The sequence below is a fragment of the Pseudomonas sp. R1-6 genome (assembly GCF_051132115.1).
Lineage (GTDB): Bacteria > Pseudomonadota > Gammaproteobacteria > Pseudomonadales > Pseudomonadaceae > Aquipseudomonas.
Genome location: NZ_CP071662.1, coordinates 1,991,141 through 2,014,315, shown reverse-complemented (window position 1 = coordinate 2,014,315; position 23,175 = coordinate 1,991,141). Strand labels below are relative to the sequence as shown.

Annotated in this window: 21 protein-coding genes; 7 read left to right on the top strand and 14 right to left on the bottom strand. The window is 60.7% G+C overall.

Annotation, left to right across the window (positions count from 1 at the left end; all coding sequences use genetic code 11):
* Positions 1-25: 25 nt before the first annotated feature.
* A complete protein-coding gene (gene nhaR / locus J3P81_RS09300; protein WP_434563333.1) occupies positions 26-922 on the top strand; it encodes a transcriptional activator NhaR in 897 nt (298 codons plus the stop codon).
* Here the strand turns inward: nhaR and J3P81_RS09295 are convergent.
* Complete coding sequence (locus J3P81_RS09295; RefSeq protein ID WP_434563331.1) at positions 919-2,079, bottom strand: MFS transporter; 1,161 nt, start codon at positions 2,077-2,079, stop codon at positions 919-921. The genes nhaR and J3P81_RS09295 overlap by 4 nt on opposite strands.
* A gap of 281 nt (positions 2,080-2,360) precedes the next feature.
* Between J3P81_RS09295 and sstT the strand changes: the two genes are divergently transcribed.
* Positions 2,361-3,593 carry a serine/threonine transporter SstT gene (gene sstT, locus J3P81_RS09290; protein WP_434563329.1) on the top strand — a complete coding sequence of 411 codons (1,233 nt, stop codon included), beginning with the start codon at positions 2,361-2,363 and terminating at the stop codon, positions 3,591-3,593.
* Positions 3,594-3,672: 79 nt separating this feature from the next.
* Here sstT and J3P81_RS09285 read toward each other — a convergent pair whose 3' ends face one another.
* Positions 3,673-4,182 (bottom strand): DUF1993 domain-containing protein, encoded by a 510-nt coding sequence (locus J3P81_RS09285; protein ID WP_434563327.1) that lies wholly within the window; start codon positions 4,180-4,182, stop codon positions 3,673-3,675.
* A 129-nt stretch (positions 4,183-4,311) separates the two neighbouring features.
* Here J3P81_RS09285 and J3P81_RS09280 point away from each other — a divergent pair, with 129 nt between their 5' ends.
* Entirely contained in the window at positions 4,312-4,959 is a 648-nt protein-coding gene (locus J3P81_RS09280; RefSeq protein ID WP_420764643.1) for a YceH family protein, read from the top strand.
* A 6-nt stretch (positions 4,960-4,965) separates the two neighbouring features.
* On the opposite strand, the gene J3P81_RS09275 is transcribed toward J3P81_RS09280, so the two are convergent.
* Positions 4,966-5,787 (bottom strand): shikimate 5-dehydrogenase, encoded by an 822-nt coding sequence (locus tag J3P81_RS09275; RefSeq protein ID WP_420764644.1) that lies wholly within the window; start codon positions 5,785-5,787, stop codon positions 4,966-4,968.
* Between the two features lie 245 nt (positions 5,788-6,032).
* On the opposite strand from J3P81_RS09275, the gene J3P81_RS09270 reads away from it, so the two are divergent.
* Positions 6,033-6,383, top strand: coding sequence for a hypothetical protein (locus J3P81_RS09270; RefSeq protein ID WP_039589121.1), 351 nt, complete (start codon positions 6,033-6,035; stop codon positions 6,381-6,383).
* Positions 6,384-6,468: 85 nt separating this feature from the next.
* Here J3P81_RS09270 and J3P81_RS09265 read toward each other — a convergent pair whose 3' ends face one another.
* The 5 genes from J3P81_RS09265 to J3P81_RS09245 all read right to left on the bottom strand — a co-directional run bounded on the left by J3P81_RS09265 (position 6,469) and on the right by J3P81_RS09245 (position 14,278).
* On the bottom strand, positions 6,469-7,989 hold the full coding sequence (locus tag J3P81_RS09265; protein WP_420764645.1) for a nucleobase:cation symporter-2 family protein: 1,521 nt from the start codon (positions 7,987-7,989) through the stop codon (positions 6,469-6,471).
* 138 nt (positions 7,990-8,127) lie between these two features.
* Positions 8,128-8,949 (bottom strand): arylamine N-acetyltransferase family protein, encoded by an 822-nt coding sequence (locus J3P81_RS09260; protein ID WP_434563325.1) that lies wholly within the window; start codon positions 8,947-8,949, stop codon positions 8,128-8,130.
* Between the two features lie 115 nt (positions 8,950-9,064).
* Positions 9,065-9,859, bottom strand: a complete 795-nt coding sequence (gene xth, locus J3P81_RS09255; protein WP_420764647.1) for an exodeoxyribonuclease III — start codon at positions 9,857-9,859, stop codon at positions 9,065-9,067.
* Positions 9,860-9,929: 70 nt separating this feature from the next.
* Positions 9,930-12,506 carry a bifunctional diguanylate cyclase/phosphodiesterase gene (locus J3P81_RS09250; protein WP_434563323.1) on the bottom strand — a complete coding sequence of 859 codons (2,577 nt, stop codon included), beginning with the start codon at positions 12,504-12,506 and terminating at the stop codon, positions 9,930-9,932.
* 200 nt (positions 12,507-12,706) lie between these two features.
* Positions 12,707-14,278 (bottom strand): sensor domain-containing diguanylate cyclase, encoded by a 1,572-nt coding sequence (locus tag J3P81_RS09245; RefSeq protein WP_434563320.1) that lies wholly within the window; start codon positions 14,276-14,278, stop codon positions 12,707-12,709.
* A 286-nt stretch (positions 14,279-14,564) separates the two neighbouring features.
* Between J3P81_RS09245 and J3P81_RS09240 the strand changes: the two genes are divergently transcribed.
* Positions 14,565-15,713, top strand: a complete 1,149-nt coding sequence (locus tag J3P81_RS09240; RefSeq protein WP_434563318.1) for a mechanosensitive ion channel family protein — start codon at positions 14,565-14,567, stop codon at positions 15,711-15,713.
* A gap of 87 nt (positions 15,714-15,800) precedes the next feature.
* The gene (locus J3P81_RS09235; RefSeq protein ID WP_434563316.1) at positions 15,801-16,280 is read left to right on the top strand and encodes a hypothetical protein; all 480 of its coding nucleotides are present in this window, start codon (positions 15,801-15,803) and stop codon (positions 16,278-16,280) included.
* Between the two features lie 32 nt (positions 16,281-16,312).
* Here J3P81_RS09235 and J3P81_RS09230 read toward each other — a convergent pair whose 3' ends face one another.
* Both J3P81_RS09230 and J3P81_RS09225 read right to left on the bottom strand, forming a co-directional pair.
* Positions 16,313-16,555 (bottom strand): hypothetical protein, encoded by a 243-nt coding sequence (locus J3P81_RS09230; RefSeq protein WP_434563314.1) that lies wholly within the window; start codon positions 16,553-16,555, stop codon positions 16,313-16,315.
* A gap of 109 nt (positions 16,556-16,664) precedes the next feature.
* Positions 16,665-17,888 (bottom strand): MFS transporter, encoded by a 1,224-nt coding sequence (locus J3P81_RS09225; RefSeq protein WP_434563312.1) that lies wholly within the window; start codon positions 17,886-17,888, stop codon positions 16,665-16,667.
* Between the two features lie 258 nt (positions 17,889-18,146).
* On the opposite strand from J3P81_RS09225, the gene J3P81_RS09220 reads away from it, so the two are divergent.
* Positions 18,147-19,064: an AraC family transcriptional regulator gene (locus J3P81_RS09220; RefSeq protein WP_434563310.1), complete on the top strand. Its 918-nt coding sequence runs from the start codon at positions 18,147-18,149 to the stop codon at positions 19,062-19,064.
* Between the two features lie 162 nt (positions 19,065-19,226).
* Here J3P81_RS09220 and J3P81_RS09215 read toward each other — a convergent pair whose 3' ends face one another.
* The 4 genes from J3P81_RS09215 to J3P81_RS09200 all read right to left on the bottom strand — a co-directional run bounded on the left by J3P81_RS09215 (position 19,227) and on the right by J3P81_RS09200 (position 23,017).
* A complete protein-coding gene (locus J3P81_RS09215; RefSeq protein ID WP_434563308.1) occupies positions 19,227-20,120 on the bottom strand; it encodes a LysR family transcriptional regulator in 894 nt (297 codons plus the stop codon).
* A 7-nt stretch (positions 20,121-20,127) separates the two neighbouring features.
* Positions 20,128-20,814, bottom strand: a complete 687-nt coding sequence (locus J3P81_RS09210; protein ID WP_434563306.1) for a cysteine hydrolase family protein — start codon at positions 20,812-20,814, stop codon at positions 20,128-20,130.
* A gap of 122 nt (positions 20,815-20,936) precedes the next feature.
* A complete protein-coding gene (locus J3P81_RS09205; RefSeq protein WP_434563304.1) occupies positions 20,937-21,800 on the bottom strand; it encodes a TIGR03915 family putative DNA repair protein in 864 nt (287 codons plus the stop codon).
* Positions 21,797-23,017, bottom strand: coding sequence for a putative DNA modification/repair radical SAM protein (locus J3P81_RS09200; protein WP_434563302.1), 1,221 nt, complete (start codon positions 23,015-23,017; stop codon positions 21,797-21,799). The genes J3P81_RS09205 and J3P81_RS09200 overlap by 4 nt, the downstream gene beginning before the upstream one ends.
* Between the last annotated feature and the right edge of the window lie 158 nt (positions 23,018-23,175).

Here is a 23,175-nt window from a genome sequence, read left to right as displayed (position 1 = left end):
CGGTTTTTACGAAGCGGCGAGAATCATGCTCAATTATCGACAGCTGCATTATTTCTGGGTCGTGGCGAAAACCGGCAGCATCGTGCGGGCCTGCGAGCAACTGAACCTGACGCCGCAAACCATCAGCGGGCAAATCTCATTGTTTGAACAGACCTACAACATCAAGCTGTTCCGCCGAGTCGGACGCCAGTTGGAACTGACCGAGGCCGGCCGCCAGACGCTGCCTTACGCCGAGCACATGTTTCAACTGGGCGGCGAACTGGAGCTGATGCTGCGGGCTCAACCCAACGAGCAGCAAACGCTGTTCCGGGTCGGGGTGGCGGACGTCGTGCCCAAATCCATCGTTTATCGGCTGTTGGCACCTACCATGGAATTGAGCGAGCCGCTGCGCATTACCTGCCGGGAAGACAAGCTCGAACGGCTACTGGCTGACCTGGCGATCCAGCGCCTGGATCTGGTGATTTCCGACAGTCCGATGCCAAGTCATCTGGATATCAAGGGCTACAGCCAGAAACTGGGGGAATGCGGAATCAGCTTTTTCGCCACCCCGGCGTTGGCCGAACATCATGGGCAGGACTTCCCCCACGGCCTGCATGACGCCCCGCTGCTGATCCCCGGGCCGGAGACAGTCGTGCGCAGCCGGCTGCAACGCTGGTTCGCTGAACAGCAGATCCAACCGCGCATCGTCGGTGAATTCGATGACAGCGCATTGATGCAGGCGTTTGGGCAATCCGGCAGCGGGATCTTCATCGGTCCCAGCGTGATCGTTGAAGAAGTCCAACAGCAATACGGGGTACAGGTGATCGGCCAGACCGATGCGGTGAGCGAGTCTTTCTACGCCATCTCCGTGGAGCGCAAGGTCAGCCACCCGGGCATCGTCGCGATCGCCGAGGGGGCGCGGCGCGAGCTGTTCAGCGCTTAGTGCTGCACACAGGCGGCGCGGGGCTTGAACGTCATCAGCAATAACGCCAGCAGGATCGACACCAGAATGAACCCGGCCGCGGCGAAACCGACCTTACCCAGCCCAAGGGTATCGATGACCCGACCGCCAACCATCGCGCCCAGGCCTATACCCAGGTTCGCCCCCGCGATATTCAGCGACGCGGCAAAGGCCGGAGCTTCTGGTGCGGCCTTCATCAGCCGGACATGGCTGACCAAAAACAGCGCCGCCTGGGTCACGCCCCATATGCCAAGGGCGGCGGCCAGCCCAAGAGTCGAATGGATACTCGGCACCAGCGCGACCATGCCGCCGATCATGAACAGGCAGAACACCATCGAGGCGATCAAGGGATGCCGGTCCACCGCGCGACCGCCCAGGGAATTGCCGAGCAGGCCTACCGCGCCGAAACCCATCAGGCACCAGCCCACCAGCGTGCCATCGAAGCCGGCCAGGCGTTCAAGGATATCCGCGAGGTAGGTGTAGGCGGTGAACATGCCGCTGAACACCAGGATCGACAACAACACATGCCCTTGCATCAACGGGCTGTGCAGGATCTTGAATTGCGAGCGAAAGCTCACCTGGTGTTGATGCAGATTTGTCCTAGGCAAGTAGATGAACAGCAGCAGCGCCTTGGCGAACGCAATGACGGCCAGGATCGCAAAGGCGCTTCGCCAGCCGAATGCATCGCTGATCAGTGTACCCACCGGGATACCAAACACCGTGGCGCAGACGATACCGAAGCCGATCCGGGCGATGGCCCTCCCGGCGAACTGCGGCCCGACTATGTCCACTGCCGTTTCGCTGGCCAATGCCCAGAACACAGGCAAGCCTAGGGCCGGGATCAATCGGGCAACTGCCATGACCCAGATGTTGGGCGCCAGCGCCGCCAGGGTGTTGGCCAACGCGAACATCACCAGCACGCTGATAAACAATTTGCGCCGTTCAACCCGGGCGAACCAGGCGGTGAGGAACGGCCCGAACGCCGCGACAGTAAACGCAAACAACGTCACTAACAGCCCCGCCTGGGGAATGGTGACGTGCAGGTCGCGGGCAATGGAAGGCAGCAGGCCGACGATGATGAATTCCGTGGTCAACACCGTAAAACCGGCAGCGGACAACAGGAAAATGGGTAACAGCATGCGCGACTCCGGGAAAAACGACGACACCAGCGATAGCCATAGGCCCGCTGGCGGTATTGAAAAGTGAGAAGGACAAAGCCTACCAGAATGTGCCCGTCAGAAAAACGTGCTCAAACATGGGGGGTGACGGATCGTCACGGGTCCGTCAGATTTTTCGTCGGGCTGTGATAAAGTCCGCGACCTGCAAACGCTCTACCTTCTTTCGGTCCCGTCCATGTGGCCTGCCGGCTTATAGCCCCGTTCGGCTGACCGTTACACATAAAAAAATCAGAGATACCGTTATGACAGCTGTCTCCCCTTCTCCCTTGCACCGCCTCAAAAGCACTGGCCTGGTCACGCAGATCATTATTGGCCTGATCGCCGGTATTGTCCTGGCATGGCTGGCGCCGGACCTGGCGAAATCCACTGAATTCGTCGGCAAGGTTTTTGTGTCCGCGCTCAAGGCGGTGGCACCGATCCTGGTGTTCGTGCTGGTCATGGCCTCGATCGCCAACCATAAGCACGGCCAGGAGACCCATATCCGGCCGATCCTGTTCCTTTATCTGTTGGGTACTTTCGCGGCCGCGGTGGTCGCGGTCATCGCAAGCACGCTGTTTCCCTCCAGCCTCGTGCTGAGCACCCAGGACGTTGCGGTCACCGCACCGGGTGGCATCAGCGAAGTGCTGCAAAGCCTGGCGTTGAGCGTCGTTGACAACCCGGTCCGTGCATTGATGACCGGCAACTTCATCGGCATCCTGGCCTGGGCCATCGGCATGGGCATCGCCATTCGCCATGCCGGCCAAACCACGCGCACTGTGCTCGAAGACCTGTCCAACGGCGTGACCGTGATCGTGCGCCTGGTCATCCGCTTCGCCCCGCTGGGGATTTTCGGGCTGGTGGCCTCGACGCTCGCCACTTCTGGCTTCAGCGCCCTGCTCGGCTACCTGCATCTGCTGATCGTACTGATCGGTTGCATGCTGTTCGTGGCGCTGGTGGTCAACCCGCTCATCGTGTTCTGGAAACTGCGTCGCAACCCTTACCCGCTGGTGTTTACCTGCCTGCGTGAAAGCGGCATCACCGCGTTCTTCACCCGCAGCTCCGCGGCGAACATCCCCGTGAACCTGGAGCTCAGCAGACGCCTCGGCCTGCATGAGGATACGTACTCGGTTTCGATCCCGCTGGGTGCGACCATCAACATGGCGGGCGCCGCCATTACCATCACGGTCCTGACACTGGCCGCCGTGCATACCCTGGGTATCGTGGTGGATATCCCCACCGCCGTGCTGCTCAGTGTCGTTGCCGCCGTCTGCGCTTGCGGTGCTTCCGGGGTCGCGGGCGGGTCGCTGTTGTTGATTCCCCTGGCGTGCAGCCTGTTTGGCATTCCCAGCGAAATCGCCATGCAGGTGGTCGCCGTAGGGTTCATCATCGGCGTGCTGCAGGATTCGGCTGAAACGGCGTTGAATTCGTCCACCGATGTCTTGTTCACGGCGGCGGCTTGCCTGGGTGAAGAAGAGCGGGCGCGGGACGCGGCGTAAACGCTTGGTGGCCTGACAGCCAGCCATAAAAAAGCCCGGGACGGCTCCACCGCCCCGGGCTTTTTCATGCCTGCGGGAGTTAGAACGCGCCCATGTAATCGCGCTTGCCTACTTCCACGCCATTGTGACGCAGCAGTGCATATGCGGTGGTCACGTGGAAGAAGAACTGCGGCAAGCCGTAGGTCAGCAGATAATTCTGGCCAGTGAAGCGTTTTTCCTTCGGCGTGCCCGGACGGGTCACGATTTCGATGCCTTCCTTGCCGTCGATCTGCTCGGCATTGATGCCATCGATGAAAGCCAGCACCTTGGCGATCAATGCCTGCAGCTCAGCGAAGGTGGTCTCGCTGTCGTCATACTTCGGCACTTCGATCTCGGCCAGGCGCGCGGACACGCCCTTGGCGAAGTCCACGGCAATCTGCACCTGGCGTACCAATGGGAACATGTCCGGGAACAGGCGCGCTTGCAAGAGCGCGTTCGGATCGATGTTCTTGGAGGTGGCGTGGGCCTCGGCCTTGTTCAAAACATCGCTCAGGGCATTGAGCATTTGCTTGAAAACCGGGACGGAGGCAGCGTACAGGGAAATAGTCATGGCGATCTCATGGAGTAATGGAAGGAAACGAATCAAACGTGGGCGATTATAGCCACGGCTTGTTGCGCACCTTGTCTTTTATTGCGCAAGGATTAGGCTAGGCGGCTTCCACAGCATAGGGAACGCGCGATGAGCATCGAAGAACAAAGCCCGGCCGAAGAACCGCGGCTCAACAGCACGGAAATCCGCATTCTTGGCGCCCTGATCGAAAAGCAGGCCACCAATCCCGAGACTTACCCCCTCACCCTCAACGCGCTGGTGTTGGCTTGCAACCAGAAAACCAGCCGCGAACCGGTGATGAACCTCAACCCGGGGCCAGTCGGCCAAAGCCTGCGAGCCCTGGAAGGACGTGGTTTCACCCGGTTGGTGATGGGCAGTCGCGCCGACCGCTGGGAGCACCGGGTCGACAAGGCGCTGGAACTGGTGCCGGCCCAGGTGATCCTGATGGGATTGCTGTTCCTGCGCGGCCCGCAGACCGTCAATGAGCTGCTGACCCGCAGCGGCCGCATGCATGATTTCGAGGACACCGAGCAGGTGGTGCATCAGCTGGAGCGCCTGATCGCTCGTGGCCTCGCGTTGCTGGTGCCGCGCCAGGCCGGCCAACGGGAAGACCGTTACATGCATGCCATGGGCGACCCGGCAGACATCGAGGCGATCCTCGCCGCGCGTCACCAGCCGACCGAACGCAGCGCGGCCGGCGGCGTATCGCTGGAGCGTATCGAAGAGCTAGAAGCGCGAATCGCAGCGCTGGAAGAACGGCTGGCACGATTGGAATGACAGGGCCTACACCGCTCGGGCAAACGCCACGGCCTTGTCGAATTGTTCCAGGTTGGGCCGAACGCCGGTGTACAGGACAAACTGCTCCAACGCCTGGATCGCAATGACCTCAAGGCCGGTGATCACCCGTTTGCCTTCCGCTCTGGCATGCACGATCAACGGCGTTTCCGAAGGAATCGCCACGACATCGAACACAGTGTCGGCGGCAGCGATGGCGGCGGGCTCGAATGCCAACAGGTCCGCTTCCGCCCCGCCGGTCATGCCGATCGGCGTGACGTTGATGAGCATCTGCGGCCGTCGGTCACCCAACTCGGCTTGCCATTCGTAACCCAGCGTGTCGGCCAGCGCTCGGCCGGTGGTTTCGTTGCGGGCAACGATCAAGCCGTTTGTATAGCCGCCGTCGCGCAAGGCGCTGGCGACTGCCTTGGCCATGCCACCGCTGCCGCGCAAGGCAAATGTTGACTCCTTGGGCACGGCATGGCTTTGCAACAGTTGCGCGATGGCGATGTAGTCCGTGTTGTAGGCCTTCAAATGACCATTGGTATTGACGATGGTGTTGATCGACTGGATGGCAGCGGCGGAAGGATCCAGCTCATCGACCAAGGCAATGCAGGCCTCCTTGAATGGCATCGACACACCGCACCCGCGGATACCCAGGGCACGGATACCGCCCACTGCCCCGGCCAGGTCCTGGCTGGTGAACGCCTTGTAGTAGAAGTTGAGCCCCAACTGCTCATACAGGTGATTGTGAAAACGCAGGCCGAAATTGCCCGGGCGCCCCGATAGCGACATGCATAGCTGGGTGTCTTTGTTGGGGTTCATCTGCATGTGCGTCTCCTTCAAGCCACTTTCGGATGGACGGGAGTGTCGTCCCGACCGGTTCATCGATGATCAGACACCGTGCGCAGCGAACCGACTCGGTGTTCGTAAAAAAAATCTGTCGCAGACCTTACACAACCTTTACCCAACAGCGCCGCAAATCCTGGGAAAATCGCTGTCATAGCAAGTATCCCCGCGCCCTTATTCGGGTCTGTAGCAGGCCACAGGCGCCGGGGTCGGAACGAGGAAACGCCATGAAACGCAAACTCCCTATCATCGCCCTGCTCGTGGGGGCACTCGCGGTCACCGGCCAGGCATCCGCCCATGGTCGCGGTGGTTGGGAGGGGCCCGCAGTGTTCGGCGCCATCGTCGGCTCTGCCATTGTCGGCTCCGCGCTCATCAACCGAGACCGGCCGGTTTACGTACAACAGCCCGTCTACGTTCAGCCACAGCCGGTCTACGTGCAGCAACCTCCACCGGTCTACTACCAGCCACAGCCGGTGTATATCGAGCAGCCGATCTATTATCGCCCGGCCCCGGTGTATTACGGGCCACCGAGGGGCTATTACTACGGTCCGCCACGTGGGCACTACGGGCGCTGGTAAACGGCCCCTCTAAAGCGAAACAAAAAAAGCAGCCTGTGATTGATCATCACAGGCTGCTTTTTGTTGGGCTGGGGTTTCGCCAAGGCTAGACGTGCTCACCGCTTTTCAATCGCACCGGGCCATGATCCCCAGTGGGATGCTCAGGTGCGGCTACGACGGGGATTTCGTTACCGTCGCAGTCGTGCAACTTGCCGTCGCTGAAATAGTCACCTTCCCGTAGCGCCGCCAGGTCCTGATAACGCAGCACCCGCTCGGTGCCGGCGGCGAATACCGATTGTTGATCGGAGTTGCCGGTGGTGAAGTGGTTGAAGGCCAGGTTCAACATGATGGCCATGATGGCCGATGAGCTGATGCCGGAGTGAAAGATCGTCGCGAACCAGCTCGGGAAATGATCGTAGAAGTTCGGTGCGGCGATGGGGATCATGCCGAAGCCAATGGACGTGGCGACAATGATCAGGTTGACGTTGTTGCGGTAATCGACCTTCGACAGCGTCCGGATTCCGCTGGCGGCAACGGTACCGAACAACACGATACCAGCGCCTCCGAGCACGGAGGTCGGCACGGCGGCGATTACCCGGCCCATGAAGGGCAACAGCCCAAGCACCACCAGGAACACACCCCCTGTCGCCACCACGAAACGACTCTTGATTCCAGTCACTGCCACCAGGCCGACGTTCTGGGCAAAGGCGCTCTGGGTGAACGATCCGAAGATCGGCGCGATCATGCTCGACAACATATCTGCTCGCAGGCCGTTGCCCAGACGCCGGGAATCGACCTTGGTGTCGATAATCTCGCCCACTGCCAGGATATCGGCCGAGGTTTCCACCAGCGTCACCATGATCACGATGCACATCGACAGAATCGCGGCGATATGAAAGGTCGGCATGCCGAAGTGAAAAGGTGTCGGGAAGCCGAACATTGGCCCCTCACCCACTGACGAAAAATCGGCCATGCCGAGGAACACCGCGATGACCGTACCGATGACCATCGCCAGCAGGATCGATAACCGCGAAATCGTCGCGCTGCCCATCTTGCTCAGCACCAGTACCAACACCAGGGTCACCGCGGCTAGGCCAATGTTGGCCATGCTGCCAAAATCCGGCGCATGGCTGTTGCCGCCCATTGCCCAGCGTGCCGCCACCGGCATCAACGTCAGGCCAATGGTGGTGATGACGATGCCGGTCACCAGAGGTGGGAAAAAACGCGTGATGCGGGAAAACACCGGCGTGATAAGCAGGCCGATCAAGGAGGCGGCAATCACCGCGCCGAGGATGGCCTGGAAGCCGCCCTCCCCACCGGTGCCGACAATTGCAACCATGGTTGCGACGCCGGAGAACGAAACGCCTTGGACCAGCGGCAGTTGGCAACCAAAAAACGGCAGGCCCAGGGTCTGCAACAACGTCGCCAGCCCCCCTGCAAACAACGAAGCCGCGATCAGCAGACCGATGTCGGCCGGGGACAACCCGGCCGCCTGGCCGATGATCAACGGCACCGCGACGATGCCACCGTACATGGTCAGGACATGTTGCAGGCCGTAAGCCATATTCGCGCCGACCCCGAGGTTTTCGTCCTCGGGCCGTGGGAGTGAAACATGGGGCGTTTTCATGGTTCGGGGGTTCCCTGTTTTTTGTTATGCGCACACTGTATTCAAAAGTCAGGACAAATGTCCATAGAGTTGTATACAACTTGTTGCGCATCCGTCGCTGACAGGGAATGCAATTGCTAAACCAAAACGCTCAAGACATCACACCAACAGCCCTTCGATTGCGGGTCGCAGCAGTTCCCGGGGCGGCACAGTGAGGCTGAATTCATTTTCCAGCAACGTGATCAGCTCATCCGCGTCGTTGATGGTGCGTCGTTCACTTTCGTGCCCGATCCGGTGCACGGCATAGCTGTTGCCGTTGAGCGTCCTACGGAGTCCCTCACCGGTACGGGCGACCATCAGCCTTCCCATGAACGGTGATTCGGGATGGGAGCAGACGTACCAATTGCCCACGGTATAGTCGATTTCCTCCTGGCGTTGCAGGTCGAAAAGGTACATCGGGCGCCATTCATCGCCGACCTGGGCGCGCAGCAGGTAGCCATCCGGGCTGACGTCGATGCGATACGGCTCATGGGGCGTGTGCTGGATATCGCGGCTATCCAGCAAAAGCGGCGCGGTGGGCACCATACCGCCGAAACCGACGTCGGTGATATAGCGCACGCCACTGAGCGTCACCACGCTCAAGCGATGGGTGCGCGCTGTCCAGGCGCCCTCGGCGGCGTTCATCACAACGCGTCCAGTGATGCCCTGGGCATCAAAGCCCAGGGTTTGCAACAGCGCCAGGAACAACTGGTTGAGTTCATAGCAATAACCGCCACGGCCCTGTTCGAAAACCTTCCGCTCGACGGATTCAAGGTCGATGGCGACCGGCTGGCGCAACAGTGTCGAGAGGGTTTCGAAGGGAAACTCGGCCGTATGGCGCTTTTGAAGCTGACGCAGCGTTTCCAGCGTTGGAGGCGGCGCCGTGTCAAAGCCCAGGCGTCGTAGATAGCGACCGGTGTCGCTCAGTCGAGGTTGGCTCATGGGGATGTCCTTTCCTGTCAAGGCAGGGCTTTGGGTTAGCGCGCTGCGATTGGGCAGGTATAAGGCATTTCCTTCCTACGGACAAATCCCACGAATGCCTGGTCCGCTCGAACCTTCAGCGTCGCTTGCGCGAAGACAAGCGAATCCAGGTAGGCGCATGGTCACTGGGATGCTCCTGGTTCCTGACCCAGGCATCCACGCCCGCGTCGCTCAGGTATGCACTGGCCACGGGGTTGAGCAGCAGGTGATCGATGCGCAGCCCGGAGTTCTTTTGCCAATGCTGGCGAAAATAGTCCCAGAACGTATATATCCGCTCCTCCGGGTAGAGGTGACGCAGGGAGTCCGTCCACCCCTGGTCCAGCAGTCGTTGGTAGCACTCCCGGCTTTCGGGCTGCAACAACGCGTCCTTGAGCCAGGAGCGTGGGTTGTAGATATCCATGTCGGTTGGCACCACGTTGTAGTCCCCAGCCAACACCACCGGATGATCACTCGCCTGGAGTGCCTGCGCATAGTCGATCAGGCGCTCGAACCATGCCAGCTTGTAGTCGAACTTCGGACCGGGCTGGGGATTGCCATTGGGCAAATAGAGGCAGCCCACCAGCACGCCATGCACCGCCGCCTCCAGATAACGACTGTGACTGTCTTCCTCTCCTCCTGGCAGCCCGCGTCTACTCTCCAGGGGTTGCGCATCACGGGCCAGGATCGCCACACCGTTCCATGAAGCCTGGCCATGCCAGATCGATCCATATCCCACCGACTCCAACTCGGCGGCGGGAAAGTCCTTGTCCGCAGCCTTGAGCTCTTGCAGGCAGGCAATATCGGGTTTTTCCCGCTCCAGCCATTCCAGCAGGTTAGGCAACCGCGCCCGAATGCCGTTGATGTTGAACGTCGCGATCCGCAGATTCTTCATGGGCGAATAATTCCTGAATGCCAAGACATAGCTGTGACCGGCGACAGGCCTCGGGGGTTGCAATCATTGCTCAGGAACCGGTTCTTGACATGGACTGGCTGCTTTCAAGCAAGGCAGCAAATGCCTGCTTGTCGATTGGCCGGCTAAGAAAATAGCCCTGCACTTCGTGGCATTCATCGGTGCCCAATGAACCCAATTGGGCCAGGGTCTCCACGCCCTCCGCCGTGACGGTCAAGCCCATCGCCTTGCCCAGGTTGATAATCGCCTGGACCACGGCGCGGTCGTTGCTGCTATTGCTCATCGAGGCAATGAAGCGCTTGTCGATCTTGATGCCGTCGAACGGGTATGTGCGCAGGTAGCCGAGGGATGAGTAACCGGTACCAAAATCGTCCATGTTCAAGCGCACCCCCAATTCCTTGAGCGCATTCATCACCTGGAGCGCGCCATCCACGTCGTTCAGCATGACGTTTTCGGTGATCTCCAGCTCCAGGCGACTCGCCGGGAAGTGGGTTTCGATCAATACCTGGCGGACATCCTCGACCACATCGCTGCGTTCGAATTGCGCCGGTGACAGGTTGACCGAAACCATCAGCGATCCTGGCCAGGTGAGCGCGGTTTCGCACGCCTCGCGCAGTACCCAGCGCGACAGCGGGACGATCAGGTCGGTTTGCTCGGCCAGCGGAATGAAGGCATCGGGGCTCAACAGACCCTGGGTTGGATGTTGCCAGCGCACCAGCGATTCCACCGCGACGATCTCCTGGCCGTCGACCGTGTAGCGAGGCTGGAAATGCAGAATGAATTCGTTGTTCTTCACCGCTTGGCGCAGGTCGTTTTCCAACTGACGACGATGCTGGATCTGATCGTTCATGTGCGAGGCGAAATAGCACCAGGTCTTTTTACCCTCGGACTTGGCCTGGTACAGGGCTATGTCGGCGCAGCGGATCAACTCGCCTGGTACGTAGCCTTGGCGTCGGCTCACGGCAACGCCGATGCTCGCACCAATGTGCAGGGAATGGGACTCGTAGTGGATCGGTTGCTGCAGGCTGTCGATGAGCCGCGTACAGAATCGGTCGATTTCAGTGGAGTGCTCCACGCCACTGAGCACTATCACGAACTCATCCCCTCCCAGGCGCGCCACCAGGTCCTGTTCACGCGTGCTGTCGCGCAGGCGCTGGGCGACTTCCAGCAACACAGCATCGCCCGCCGCATGGCCCAGGGAATCGTTGATCGGCTTGAAGTTGTCCAGGTCCACCATCAGCAGGGCCAACGGCGCGGAATGCTCCTTGGCGATCAACGCGTCGTCCAGGTGTCGCGCCAACTTGTTGCGATTCGGCAGTCCGGTCAGCGCATCATGCAGCGACAGATGCTGGACTTGAGCGTGGGCGGCCACCTCATCGGTGATGTCGCTGGCCGTGCCGCGATAGCCCGTCACGGTTGCCTTGTCCTGGATCGGTCGCGCCGAGACCCGACAGAATCGCAATTGCCCGGAATGATCGCGGTAAGAGCAGCGCAGGTTGCTGGCGTTCTGTTCTTCGACCAGGTTGCCCAGCCAGGAAGCAATGGGCAGGGTGTCGCAGAACAGCAACTGCTCGATCTCCTGGCCCAGCCACTGCTGGTCGGAAAAACCCGTGACGACATTAAAGCGAGCCGATAGATAGGTGATGCGTTGCTGGCTGTCGATCTCCCATATCCAGTCGGACGCCGCCTCGGCCACGGCGCGAAAACGTTCTTCGCTGGCCTCGAGCGCTTGTTTCGATTTTTCAAGGCTGTCGTAGCTGGCGTCCACCTGTCGAGCCGTGCGCATGGCATACCGGAAAAAATAGGCAGTGAGCAACGCCAGGATCAGCAATGCGCCTCCCAACGGCGGAGCCAGTGACCACAGCAAATGCTGGCCCGGCCGCTGCAGCTGCGATATCAAGCTGTAGCCGGTACTGTCCAACGGCACCGCGGGCTGGCCGGGCTCCAATGTGGTGTCTTTCACCAGGTTCAGGTCGGTCAGGCCGTAACCCATGCCCACCTTGCGCAGTTTCACCGGCGTCAGTTGGTCGACGAACAGGAGGATCGACGTCTCCCTGGCGTTGACCTGGGGACGTTCGTCGTTGGGCACAATCACCGAAGCCGTGACGACGGCCGGCCAGCCTTCGAACAAGGTGTAGCGAATCATCGGCCTGGTCAGGTCAGGTTGTGCCTGGAGCTCATCCACGAGGTCCTTCAGCGGCATATCAATGAACGCCGCCGCGTCTGCCTGGACCTGCTGGCCCCGCACCACGGCATATTTGGTGCGCTCACGGTCAATGACAAACACACCTTCTAGTTCATCGTTGGTGAACAGGGTCTTGCCCATGTTCTGGTCGGCATAGGCCCACTGCACATCGACCTCGCCGCTTAGGTGCTCGTAGGCAGTGGTCCAGTAGGCGTAGCTGGTGATGTAGTTTTTCGTGGCTGTGATGCGATTATCGAGGGCACGCTGGATATAGAAGCGGGTCTCGTCCACATCCTGTGCATCCAGCTTTTGCGCGATGTTGAACAGCGCGGCGACGGCCACCAGAACCCCCAGGACAAACAACACGCCAAGGGCCGCCACCAGGCGACGGGTGATCGGCGTATGACGCGAGACATCAGAGGGGGTATCGGCAGTGGTATCCATTGACCTGTTCCTATCCTTTCGGCGCTGGCTTCGCCGTGCAAAGGTCACGGCGTGAACCGCATCGGACCGTTGCGCTTTCTTAACCTTAGCAGCCATCGTCCAGCCAGATGATGAGCCCACAAGATTTGACGAAAGGGCCCACGCCTAGCCTGCATGTTGACCAATGGACCGTTATCCGCCGCCGATGATTCCAACGGATCTCAACGGTCGGAACGCTCCAGCGCATCCAGCGCGCCTTCCCTGGATAGGACCGCGACACAGTTTCGACCGCTGTGCTTGGCCTGATAGAGCGCAGCGTCCGCCCGTTGGATAAACACTTCGGTACTGTCCAGGCTGCTCGGCACGAAGGCATAGCAGCCGAGGCTGACCGTCAGGTAGCCAGAGGGGGAAGCGGAGTGGCTGATGTGCTTGTCGATGACACAGCTGCGGATCTGCTCGGCCAATGCCATGGCACCGTGCAGGTTGGTGTCGGGCAGCAGGACGGCGAACTCCTCGCCGCCGTAGCGCACCGCCAGGTCGGCCTTGCGATGACAGCAACTCTTGAGCACCTTCGCCACCTCGGCCAGGCAGTGGTCCCCCGCAACATGCCCATAGGTGTCGTTGTAGCGTTTGAAAAAATCGATGTCGAGCATGATCAGGCTCAGGGGGCTGCGCTGGCGAGCGCCTCGCCCGAATTCGATGTCCAGGGCACGTTCGAATAAACGCCGATTCGCCAGGCCGGTCAGGCTGTCGTGGGTGGCGATCAGCTCCAGCGCTTCCTGGGCCTTGCGCAAGTCTGCCTCGATCCGCTCGCTGTTGCGCACCTGGCTCACGAAGACCCAACCAAACAGGCAAACGCCCAACACCACCAAGGCCACGATAAGGCTGGACTGGAACGCCCTGTCGTACCAGCCCGCCAGGATCGCTTGTTCGGACATCGCGGCGGTCACCATCAGCGGATAAGCCTGCAGATGCCGGTGCCCATATAACCGGACGATGCCGTCGGGCGCCGGGCGGAGCACCGTATCGCCGGCGCCCATGCTTGCGTGCTGGTGTTCGTAAACGTACTCATCGGCAAGCGGACGACCGATCTGTCCCTCATCGAAAGGACGACGCGCCAGCAACGTACCGTCGGACAGCGCCAAAGACATTTCGCCTTTGGCGTCGAGACTGAAGCTTTTAAAGAATTGATCGAAATAGGACATCTTGATGCCGGCCAGCAGCACGCCCTGGAAGTTGCCCTTCTGGTCGTTCAATCGACGGGAAACCGGAATGATCCATTCACCGTTCTGTCGGCTTCGAACCGCTGGGCCGACGTGGGCGATCAGCGAGGCGTTCTGCTGGTGGAACTTGAAATAGTCCCGATCGGCCACCCCCGCCCCCCTGTGCAGGTGTTCGAAAGAAGTAATGATCCACTGGCCGTTCTTGTCGAACAGGAACAGACCGTGCAACTGCTCCAGGGACTGCACCCGCCTGGCAAACGTCTGGTGCAGGCGCGGTCGTGTCGACGGACCGAACCCGTCGTTTTGAATCCAGTCGGCCAGGCTGGCAAGCGCCAGGTCGGCTTGCAGGAATGTGTCTTGGGCCTGTTGGGCCATGGCCCGGGTGAGGTTGGCCGAAGCGAGGCGCGCCGACTCCAGGTCATGCCGACGGGACTGCTCCAGTTGCAAGAAGAGCAAACCGCAGAGGCACAGGCACACGGCTGCGATGAACATCACTGCGGCCTTGAGCAAAGGCAGGCGTTTCAAGGCACCGCCAGGCGCATGGTTCGGATCGTGGATGGGGATAGGCAAGCGAAATCCTGGGGAGGGCAAAACAGTGAGCGAGTCGCTCAAAAGCCCCCAATAATCGCGAGCTTAGCGTACCGCTTGGGGGGCGGCAATTTGCCTTTAGGAGGAAGTCGATGGATGGCGCAATGGATCCAAAACAAGCCAAGCGCAAGGCACGCGCCGCGCCCGGAGAATAAATTTGAACGGCCCCTGGCCCACATGAACTAACAAAGTTCATGGCCCGGCCCGCGCCTTGCGCGAATCGGCCAGGGCACAACCTGAACAGCAATGGCACAGGTGATCCCGACCCATGGATTCAAGCTCTCTCGACATTTTTACCGACACCCAACTGCTCGGCATTTCCATCGCCAATTGGTTACTGGCACTCAGCGTGATGACGGTGAGTTTCATCGTTGCCAGAGCCGGCATCGGCTTCCTGTTGAAAAACGTACGGGCACGGGCGCAAAGGCCCGATGCCTACGTCAGCCATATTGCTGTCGAGGTCTTGTCCAGCACCAGCAACACCCTGCTATTGCTGGCCTCGATTCTGATCGGCATCGGTGTTCTGGACCTGCCGGAACGCTGGCTGGGTCGGGTCAGCAGCCTTTGGTTCGTCGTCGCCGCCTTGCAGGTGGGGTTATGGGCAAACCGTGCGATCGCCCTGGCCTTGCTGCACTATTTCGCGCGCCACAGCCACAGCGACATCCATCAGAAAAGCGCCTTGGCCACCTTGAGCCTCTGGGGCGCAAAAGTGTTCCTGTGGGCAGTGGTGCTGCTGGCGATGCTTTCCAACCTGGGCGTGAACATCACAGCATTCGTTGCCAGCCTCGGCGTTGGCGGCATTGCCGTAGCGCTCGCCGTGCAGAACATTCTCGGCGACCTGTTCGCCTCGCTGTCCATTGCCGTGGACAAACCCTTCGAAGTCGGCGACTTCATCGTGGTCGGTTCCCTGGCGGGCACCGTGGAACATGTCGGCCTGAAGACCACCCGGATCCGCAGCCTGGGCGGCGAGCAGATCGTCATGGCCAACGCGGGGATGATCAGCACCACCATCCAGAACTACAAACGCCTGCAGGAGCGCCGCATCGTCTTCGAATTCGCCCTGCCTCAGGAATGCTCGACCGAACAACTTCGGCAAGTGCCCGTCATCGTCGAAAACATCATCAAGGCCCAGGAGAAAACCCGCTTCGACCGCGCGCACTTTCGCGGTTTCGGCGAAAGCACGTTGGAATTCGAAACGGTCTACATCGTGCTGGACCCCAGCTACAACGTCTATATGGACATCCAGCAAGCCATCAACCTGGGGATGATGGACGAGTTCGCCAAGATCGGCGTGCGCTTCGCCATGCCGTCCCGCGCCGTGCACGTGGCTTCGTTGCCGGAGATGCCTGAGCAATTCGCCAGGGGGAACAGTGAAAGGATGCCGCTACGAACCGATGGGGCAGGTGCCAAGCATTAACCGTCAATTGCGCTTCCATGACCCAGCGCAAACGCCCACGCTGCCCCTTCGGCTAAGCTCAACCCATCACCACGACAGGGAATCGACATGAGCAAGGCAGACGAACTCGCAGCAAAGCTGAGGCAGGCCCAACGCGCGCCGGCCGACACTGACCATTGCGCCGACCTGGCGATTGAACACTGGCCTGGCCAGGTGTACGAGCTGTACCGCCAGATTGAAAGCTGGCTGGCGCCGGTCTGTGAGGCGGGCCTGGTTATCCGGCGTAACCCCACCCATGTGTTTGAAAGCCATTCCAGCGGGTCGACTTACAACTATGCCATCGACCAATTGGTGATCGAGGGCAATCACCGCCGCATCTTGCTCGACCCGATCGCTCGCTTTTCCCCCGATGCCGAGGGATGCATCGAAATCCATACGAAGGGATTGGAGCGCTGCATCCTGCGCACAGTGGGGATGCATGGCGAATCCCATTGGCATCTGCGGCCAACCGGCCAGCAGAAGCCCGAACCCGTGACCCTCGATGAAGACACTTTCCTGTCGTTCATCGAGGAAGGCTTGGGCATTTAAGCACAAACGGGGATTCAACGGATTGCCCGTTCTCAGAGTCGATTCGATTCAAATGCCGCATCGGGCCCGCTTTTGATTGGCGTCCCTGTTTGCCGGTCAATGAGGATCGCCATGGCATTGTCGATCTCGTCGGCGGCACGCTCCGCATGTTGGGCATCCACCCAGGTCCAGTGCTGTTCGGACACCAGGCCGCCCACCGCTTGGGCGCATAACTCATCGCAACTGATGCCCATTTTTCCCGCAGCAGCTATTACCGCCAGAAGGGCCTGCTCCAAGGGTTGAATTCTCTCAGTAGACACAACTAACCAACTCGGTAGATAACGAGTCCAAAGTCTACCAAGATATCAATGTGCCACCAACCGCAGCCGCCCAACGGTTCCCAAGTCAACGCCCCGTGCTGTATGTCACGGTGGGCGACGCTTGTGTCGATGGTCGAGCCGCCGCCCGAGCTGCCAGAATGGTGAGGATTGCGGCTACGACCAAGACCGCGGCACTGGTCTCGAAGGTCGCGCGATAACCGCTCAAGTCAAACAGCACGCCGCCCACCGTGGCCCCCGAGGCAATGGCGAGTTGAACGATCGCGACCATCAATCCCCCCCCTGCCTCGGCATCGTCCGGCAACGTCCTTGCCAGCCAGGTCCACCAGCCCACAGGCGCGGCCGTGGCCACCAGGCCCCAGAGGCCGAGCAGTAAGGCTGTGATGGACGCGGAACTGCCGAACCCCACCAAGGCCAGGGCGATCGCGGCCATGAGCAGCGGGATGATGATCAGCGTGCGATACAGGCCTTTTTTGAGGAGCGCACCGATCAGGAAGGTGCCGAGCAATCCCGCCAGACCAATCGCCAGCAACATCAGCGAAAGCAACGAGACGTCCACCCGCGTCACGCTCTCCAAGAACGGCCGCAGGTAGGTAAACAACATGAACTGGCCCATGAAGAACGTGCTGACCGCCAGCATGCCCAACGCAACCGGCGCCCGGGCCATCAGCTTGAAAGGATTGGCGGCGCCCCGTTTCGCCTGGATGGGCATCGACGGCAGGCTCATCAGCAGCCATGCCAGGGCGAGCGCGGCGACGGGCACGATGCAGAAAAACGCACCACGCCAGCCAATGATCGCTCCCAGGAAACTGCCCAACGGCGCGGCCACGACCGTGGCCAAGGCATTGCCGCCGTTGACGATGGCAAGGGCCCGGGGGACTTTATCCTGCGGCACCAGGCGCATGGCCGTCGCCGCCGACAACGACCAGAAGCCGCCAATCGCAAAGCCGATCAGTGCGCGCCCGACCATGAAAACCAGATAACTGGGCGCCAGTGCCGCCACCGTTCCGGAGATGATCATCAACAGCGTCAGCGCCGAGAGCAGCCACTTGCGTTCGATGCGCGCCGCGATCGACGCGATGAACAGGCTGGTGACTAACGCAAAGGCACCGGAGACGGCGATGCCCTGACCAGCCTGTCCTTCGCTGATGTGCAGGTCTGCGGCCACCGGTGTCAGCAGGCTGACCGGCATGAATTCCGACGCAACGAGTGCAAAGGCCGCCAACGACATGGCGAGCACAGCGCCCCATGCAGGTTTGCCCTGTGGTTTTGGCAATGAGGTATCGGTCATGAAAATCCTGAAATTGCTTGATGGGCTCGGAGCCCCTCTCTTGGGTCTAGGGATTGCACCGAGCATGGACCCGGCGAGCGAGCGCCGTTCCGGATGAGCTTAATGTGACGTGCAGTTTTAACGACCGGCAAGGGCGACCGGTAGAACATTTCGCTGGAGTTCTTGCCCGATCCTGTGAACCCGCCTGTTTGCCATAGGCAACGCTTCGCTTGGCGGGGTAATGTTCTGCCTATAGCTCTCAATCCCGCAGATATCGACATGACCGCCCAAGACAGATCGCTCCAACAGAGGCTCGCCAACCTCATCGATAACCGGACGACAGGACCGGGCGACTTTGAAACGTCAATTGCCGGTCTTTGTTTTTTCCGCCGCGACGCCCCTGCCCCACCCATGACCTGCATGATCGAACCGAGCATCGTCCTCGTCGCCCAAGGGATGAAACAGGTGTGGATTGGGGGGCAGGCGTATGGGTACGACACCGCACGTTTCCTTATGACTTCGCTGGATATGCCTGCGAACTCGGAAGTGTTGGCCGCCAGCCCGCAACAGCCCTGCCTGGGGCTGGTCATGCGACTCGATTTGCGCATGGTGGCGGATCTGATCGCCCAGGGCAGCGTGATACCACGGGTCGAGCGCGCCGTCGGGATAGGTGCGGGGATCGGCACGGCCACCCAGGATTTTCTCGAGCCGTTCGTGCGCCTGCTGGCCCTGCTCGATGAACCCGACGCCATCCCGGTGCTGGCGCCCTTGATCCAGCGAGAAATTCACTATCGGTTGTTGATGGGCGACCAGGCCGCGCGGCTAAGGCAGATTGCCTCCGTCGACAGCCAAGGCTACCGGATCGCCAAGGCCATCGACTGGTTGAAGCTCAACTACACCGGGCCTGTCCGTGTGGAGGACCTCGCGTCCCGCGTGCAGATGAGCACCCCGACGTTCCATCACCATTTCCGCCAGCTCACGGCTATGAGCCCACTGCAATACCAGAAATGGCTGCGGTTGAACGAAGCAAAGCGCCTGATGCTCAACGAGCACTTGGACGTGGCGAGCGCGGCCTACCAGGTGGGCTATGAAAGCCCCTCGCAGTTCAGCCGAGAATACAGCCGTCTCTTCGGCGCGTCCCCGAAGCGGGATATCGCGGCGTTGCGCAGGCCGGCAGATGCCATTAAAGCTGATTGACTCGTGGTGCCCGGCTCCACCTTGGCGACTCGGCTTCATCCTGCGGGTCCGCCAGCGCAATACATTTGCGCGCCAGGATCAGGGGGATTGCATTGCACCTACACCAACCGCAAGCCAACCATGCGCAAGCCATGGAATACCTTGGAGCGCGCTTCGTTGTGCTCATCCGCCTGACACCGCGCGGTAATACTGCGTCATGTACTCCACGAACACGCGCACCTTGGCCGGCAAATGCCGGGCATGAGGGTAAAGCGCGTAGTAATGCCGTTCCCCTAGGGTGTGCTCAGGCAGGATCCGCACCAGCCTGCCGGCCAGCAGGTCATCTTGCACCGTCGCCAGGGTAAACGCGGCTATGCCGCCGCCTGACAAGGCATAAGCGTGCAAGGCAGTGATGGTGTCTGTATGAAAAATGCCCTGGCAATCCAGAGTGACGGGGCCTTCCCTGGCGCTGGTGAACGTCCACTGAGGAGTCGCCCCATACGTCAGCAACCGATGCTCGTTGAGTTCGGCAGCACTGCGAGGCAAACCGCACTTGAACACGTAGGCCGGCGCCGCTACCAGCACCAGCGGTGAAACGCTGAGCAAACGGGCGACCAGGCTGCTGTCGGCCAAGGGCCCGCAAATCCGCAACGCGACGTCGAAGCCATCGGCCACCAGATCGACCAACGGATCAGAGCAAGACAAATCGATCTGGATCTCCGGATACCGCGCCTGGAAGGCCGGCAACCAATGCGCCAACTCCAAGGTGCCTACCACCAGCGGCGCGCTGATCCGAAGCAGCCCGAAGGGACGCTCGTGTTCCAGCGCGACGGCTTGGGACGCGGCATCGACTCGGTCAAGGATATCCACGCAGGCTGCGTAGTACCTTTCCCCTGCTGCCGTAAGGCTCATGCGGCGGGTATTGCGATTGACCAGACGCACGCCCAACGTGGATTCCAACTGATGCAAATGCCGGGAAACCGACGAGTGCGTGGTGTTCAGCCGCTCAGCGGCGGCTGAGAATCCCTGGGCCTCAGCGATGCAGCGGAACACACGCATGGCGAGCATCTGATTCATAGGGGGCTTAGCGCACCGGTAGCTTGACGATTTCGGCGGTGTTCATCACATCGCCGAACGTATCCTCAATCTCGGCGAGGGCAGCCTTGTGCAAGGCGTCCTTGTCGATCGATTCCCCATTGACCCGGGTAATCGCACGCGTAGCTGATGCATCGGCCGCCACCAACACGTTATAGCTCAGCGGTGCCGCATCCCGAGCAGCGCCCGCCACGCACGCATGGGTCATGAGGCCAGAGACGATCACGTTCTCGATACCCCCGGCTTTCAGACGCTTGTCCAGATCGGTACTGCCGAACACGCTGACGGTGGTTTTTTGCAAGACCGGGTCATTGGGCCTGGGCTGCATATCAGGATGGAATTTCACGGTTTCACCGTCGATGGCAAACACAGGGGAGCCGGCGGGTGCGATGTGCTGAACGTGGTAGACCGGCATTTTGTGTTCATCGGCGAATTCGATCAGCTTCCGGGCGTTGGCCAGCGCTGCCGGGCCGTCAGGGATCGGCATCTTACCGGTGAAGTATTCATTCTGAAAATCGATCACCAGTAACGCGGTTTTACCGGCAGGCAACTGGCTCACGGGCACTGCACCAGACATTGCACGAATGGTTGGATGACTCTCGGCCGAGGCGCCGGCACTGGCGAGAACGCCTGAGAATACACAGGCGGTGAGCAATCGACGGGTAAAGCTTTGCATGGGCAGTTCCTTCTTTCATGGAGTGAATGAAGGGAATCCTAGGTGGATGGCTGGCGCCGGAACACAGCGCGGACGGCACAGAACTTGTTTGGAATTTGCACAGGTGAACCGTGATCGAGCGCTCAGGACTGTCTACAGCCCCGTACCTCTGCCCCACTGCCCGCGATTATCCGCTTCCCCACTTTCTCCCCCACTTCCAATGCCTGCCCATCCCTCTGCTTGCCCTGCCGCGCCTGCCCCACCAGCTGAGGAATCAAATCCCCTTCAGGTAAGTGCTTCCAGAATCGCCCCGGCATGTGCTGGCGCAACGCGGTGGGGTTGAGCCTCGCCGGATTGAAGATGTGTCGATAATAGGTGCGCCACAGTTCCGCGCCGGGATCTTCGGCGTGGCGGGCCCATTGTTGCCATTGCTCGGGGCAACGGCGTTGATAGTCCAGCGAATGCCCATCGAAACGAATGCCATCGCGGGGCGTTGCGATCAGCCAGCGTTGCCGGCCCAATCGATCGGCAAAATGCCCGCTCGCGCTTTCAAGGATGTCGTGGGCGGGCTGGTGGAAAGCCACAAGATCCAACTGCAGTTGTTCGGCGACCGCCGGCGGCAGCGGTACGAAACGCACGAACGCATGAAGGTGATGGGCTTCGCGGCTGACCTGTTTGATGCGCCGTTGCAATTCGCTGCCCAATCGATCGCCAGCGAGCATTGCGGTGCGGTCTCCATGGGCGACGCGCCAGAGCACTTCGTACAGCAGATTCCAGCGTTGTTCGCCCTGGTAGCGGCTGGCCTGTTCCAATTGCCCCAACAACCCCGGCGGCACGCGCGTCTGGAACGGCCCCGGGCCCTGTGGCAGCGGCGTCGGCACAGCCAGCAGGTCGGCGATCGGGCCCTGGGCCCATGTCACGTCGCAGGGGTCGATTCCGTGGCCCAGCAGCGTTCGGGCCTGGTCACGCCAGGTGCTGAAATCGTCGCCACAATCGAGGGCGATCATGCCCACAGCCCCATTTGCACCGGCCGCTGTGGGTCGCGCAAGCGCGCTCGGAGCAGCCCGCTGCGCACTTGGCCGTCAGCGGGGCGGTAATCGCTGGTCACGATAAACGGACGCGCCTTTTCCAACACGCAACGCAACTGCACCAAGTCGTCGTAGCGAATCCGCCGCTCCCTGCGCAGTGTCACCAGCCGCTGGACACTGCGCAGGCCGATGCCGGGAATGCGCGCGAGCAAAGCCGGCTCGGCGCGGTTGAGGTCGAGTGGAAACACATCACGATTGGCCAATGCCCAGGCCAGCTTGGGGTCGATGTCCAGGTCCAGGTTGGTGGATGTGCTCAATAGTTCGCCTGCCTTATAGCCGTAGCCTCGCATGAGGAAGTCGGCCTGATACAACCGATGCTCCCGCAGCAAAGGTGGCGCGGCCAGTGGCACGCTGGCGGGGCTCTCGGGGATCGGGCTGAAGGCGGAGTAATAGACTCGCCGCAGGCCGTAGCCCTGGTAAAGCGACTCGGCGTTGCTGAGGATGGCGTGGTCGTCAGTGGCATCGGCCCCGACGATCACTTGCGTGCTCTGCCCGGCCGGGGCAAAACGAGGCGCCCGCGGCTCGCCCGCCACCGCCTGTTGGCCGTCGTGGATGGTGCCCATCGCCTGACGGATGGTAGCCAGTTGCTTCTCCGGCGCCAGGCGCTTGAGGCTGATCTCCGAGGACAATTCGATATTCACGCTCAGGCGATCCGCCAGCCGCCCGGCCTCTTCGATCAATAGCGGGTCGGCGTCGGGAATGGTCTTGAGATGGATATATCCACGGAACTGGTGCTCTTCGCGCAGCAACCGCGCGACTCGAACCAACTGCTCCATGGTGTAATCGGCCGAGCGAATGATGCCAGAGCTCAGGAAAAGGCCGCTGATGCAATTACGTCGATAGAAATCCAGGGTCAGCCGGACCACTTCTTCGGGTGAGAATCGCGCCCTCGGCACATTGCTGGAGCGGCGGTTCACGCAGTACTGGCAGTCGTACAGGCAGAAATTGGTCAACAACACCTTGAGCAGCGATACACAGCGACCATCCGGCGTGTAGCTATGGCAGATACCCATGCCATCCGTGGCCCCAAGCCCGTCCCGCCCCCGCGAACTGCGCTTGGGGGCGCCACTGCTGGCGCAGGATGCGTCATATTTGGCGGCATCGGCAAGAATGCCTAGCTTGGCAATGAGTTGCATGGAAAACACTCGGACACTGGATGCATGAACAGTATTCGCAGATGCGCCGTGTTGCAAGCTCCGTTGGTCAATCCAGCCGCCGAACCGACAGTGACAGATGGGCTCATTGGCTACGCGATGGGCTATAATCCGCTCACCCACGTGATTCGAGGTCCAAC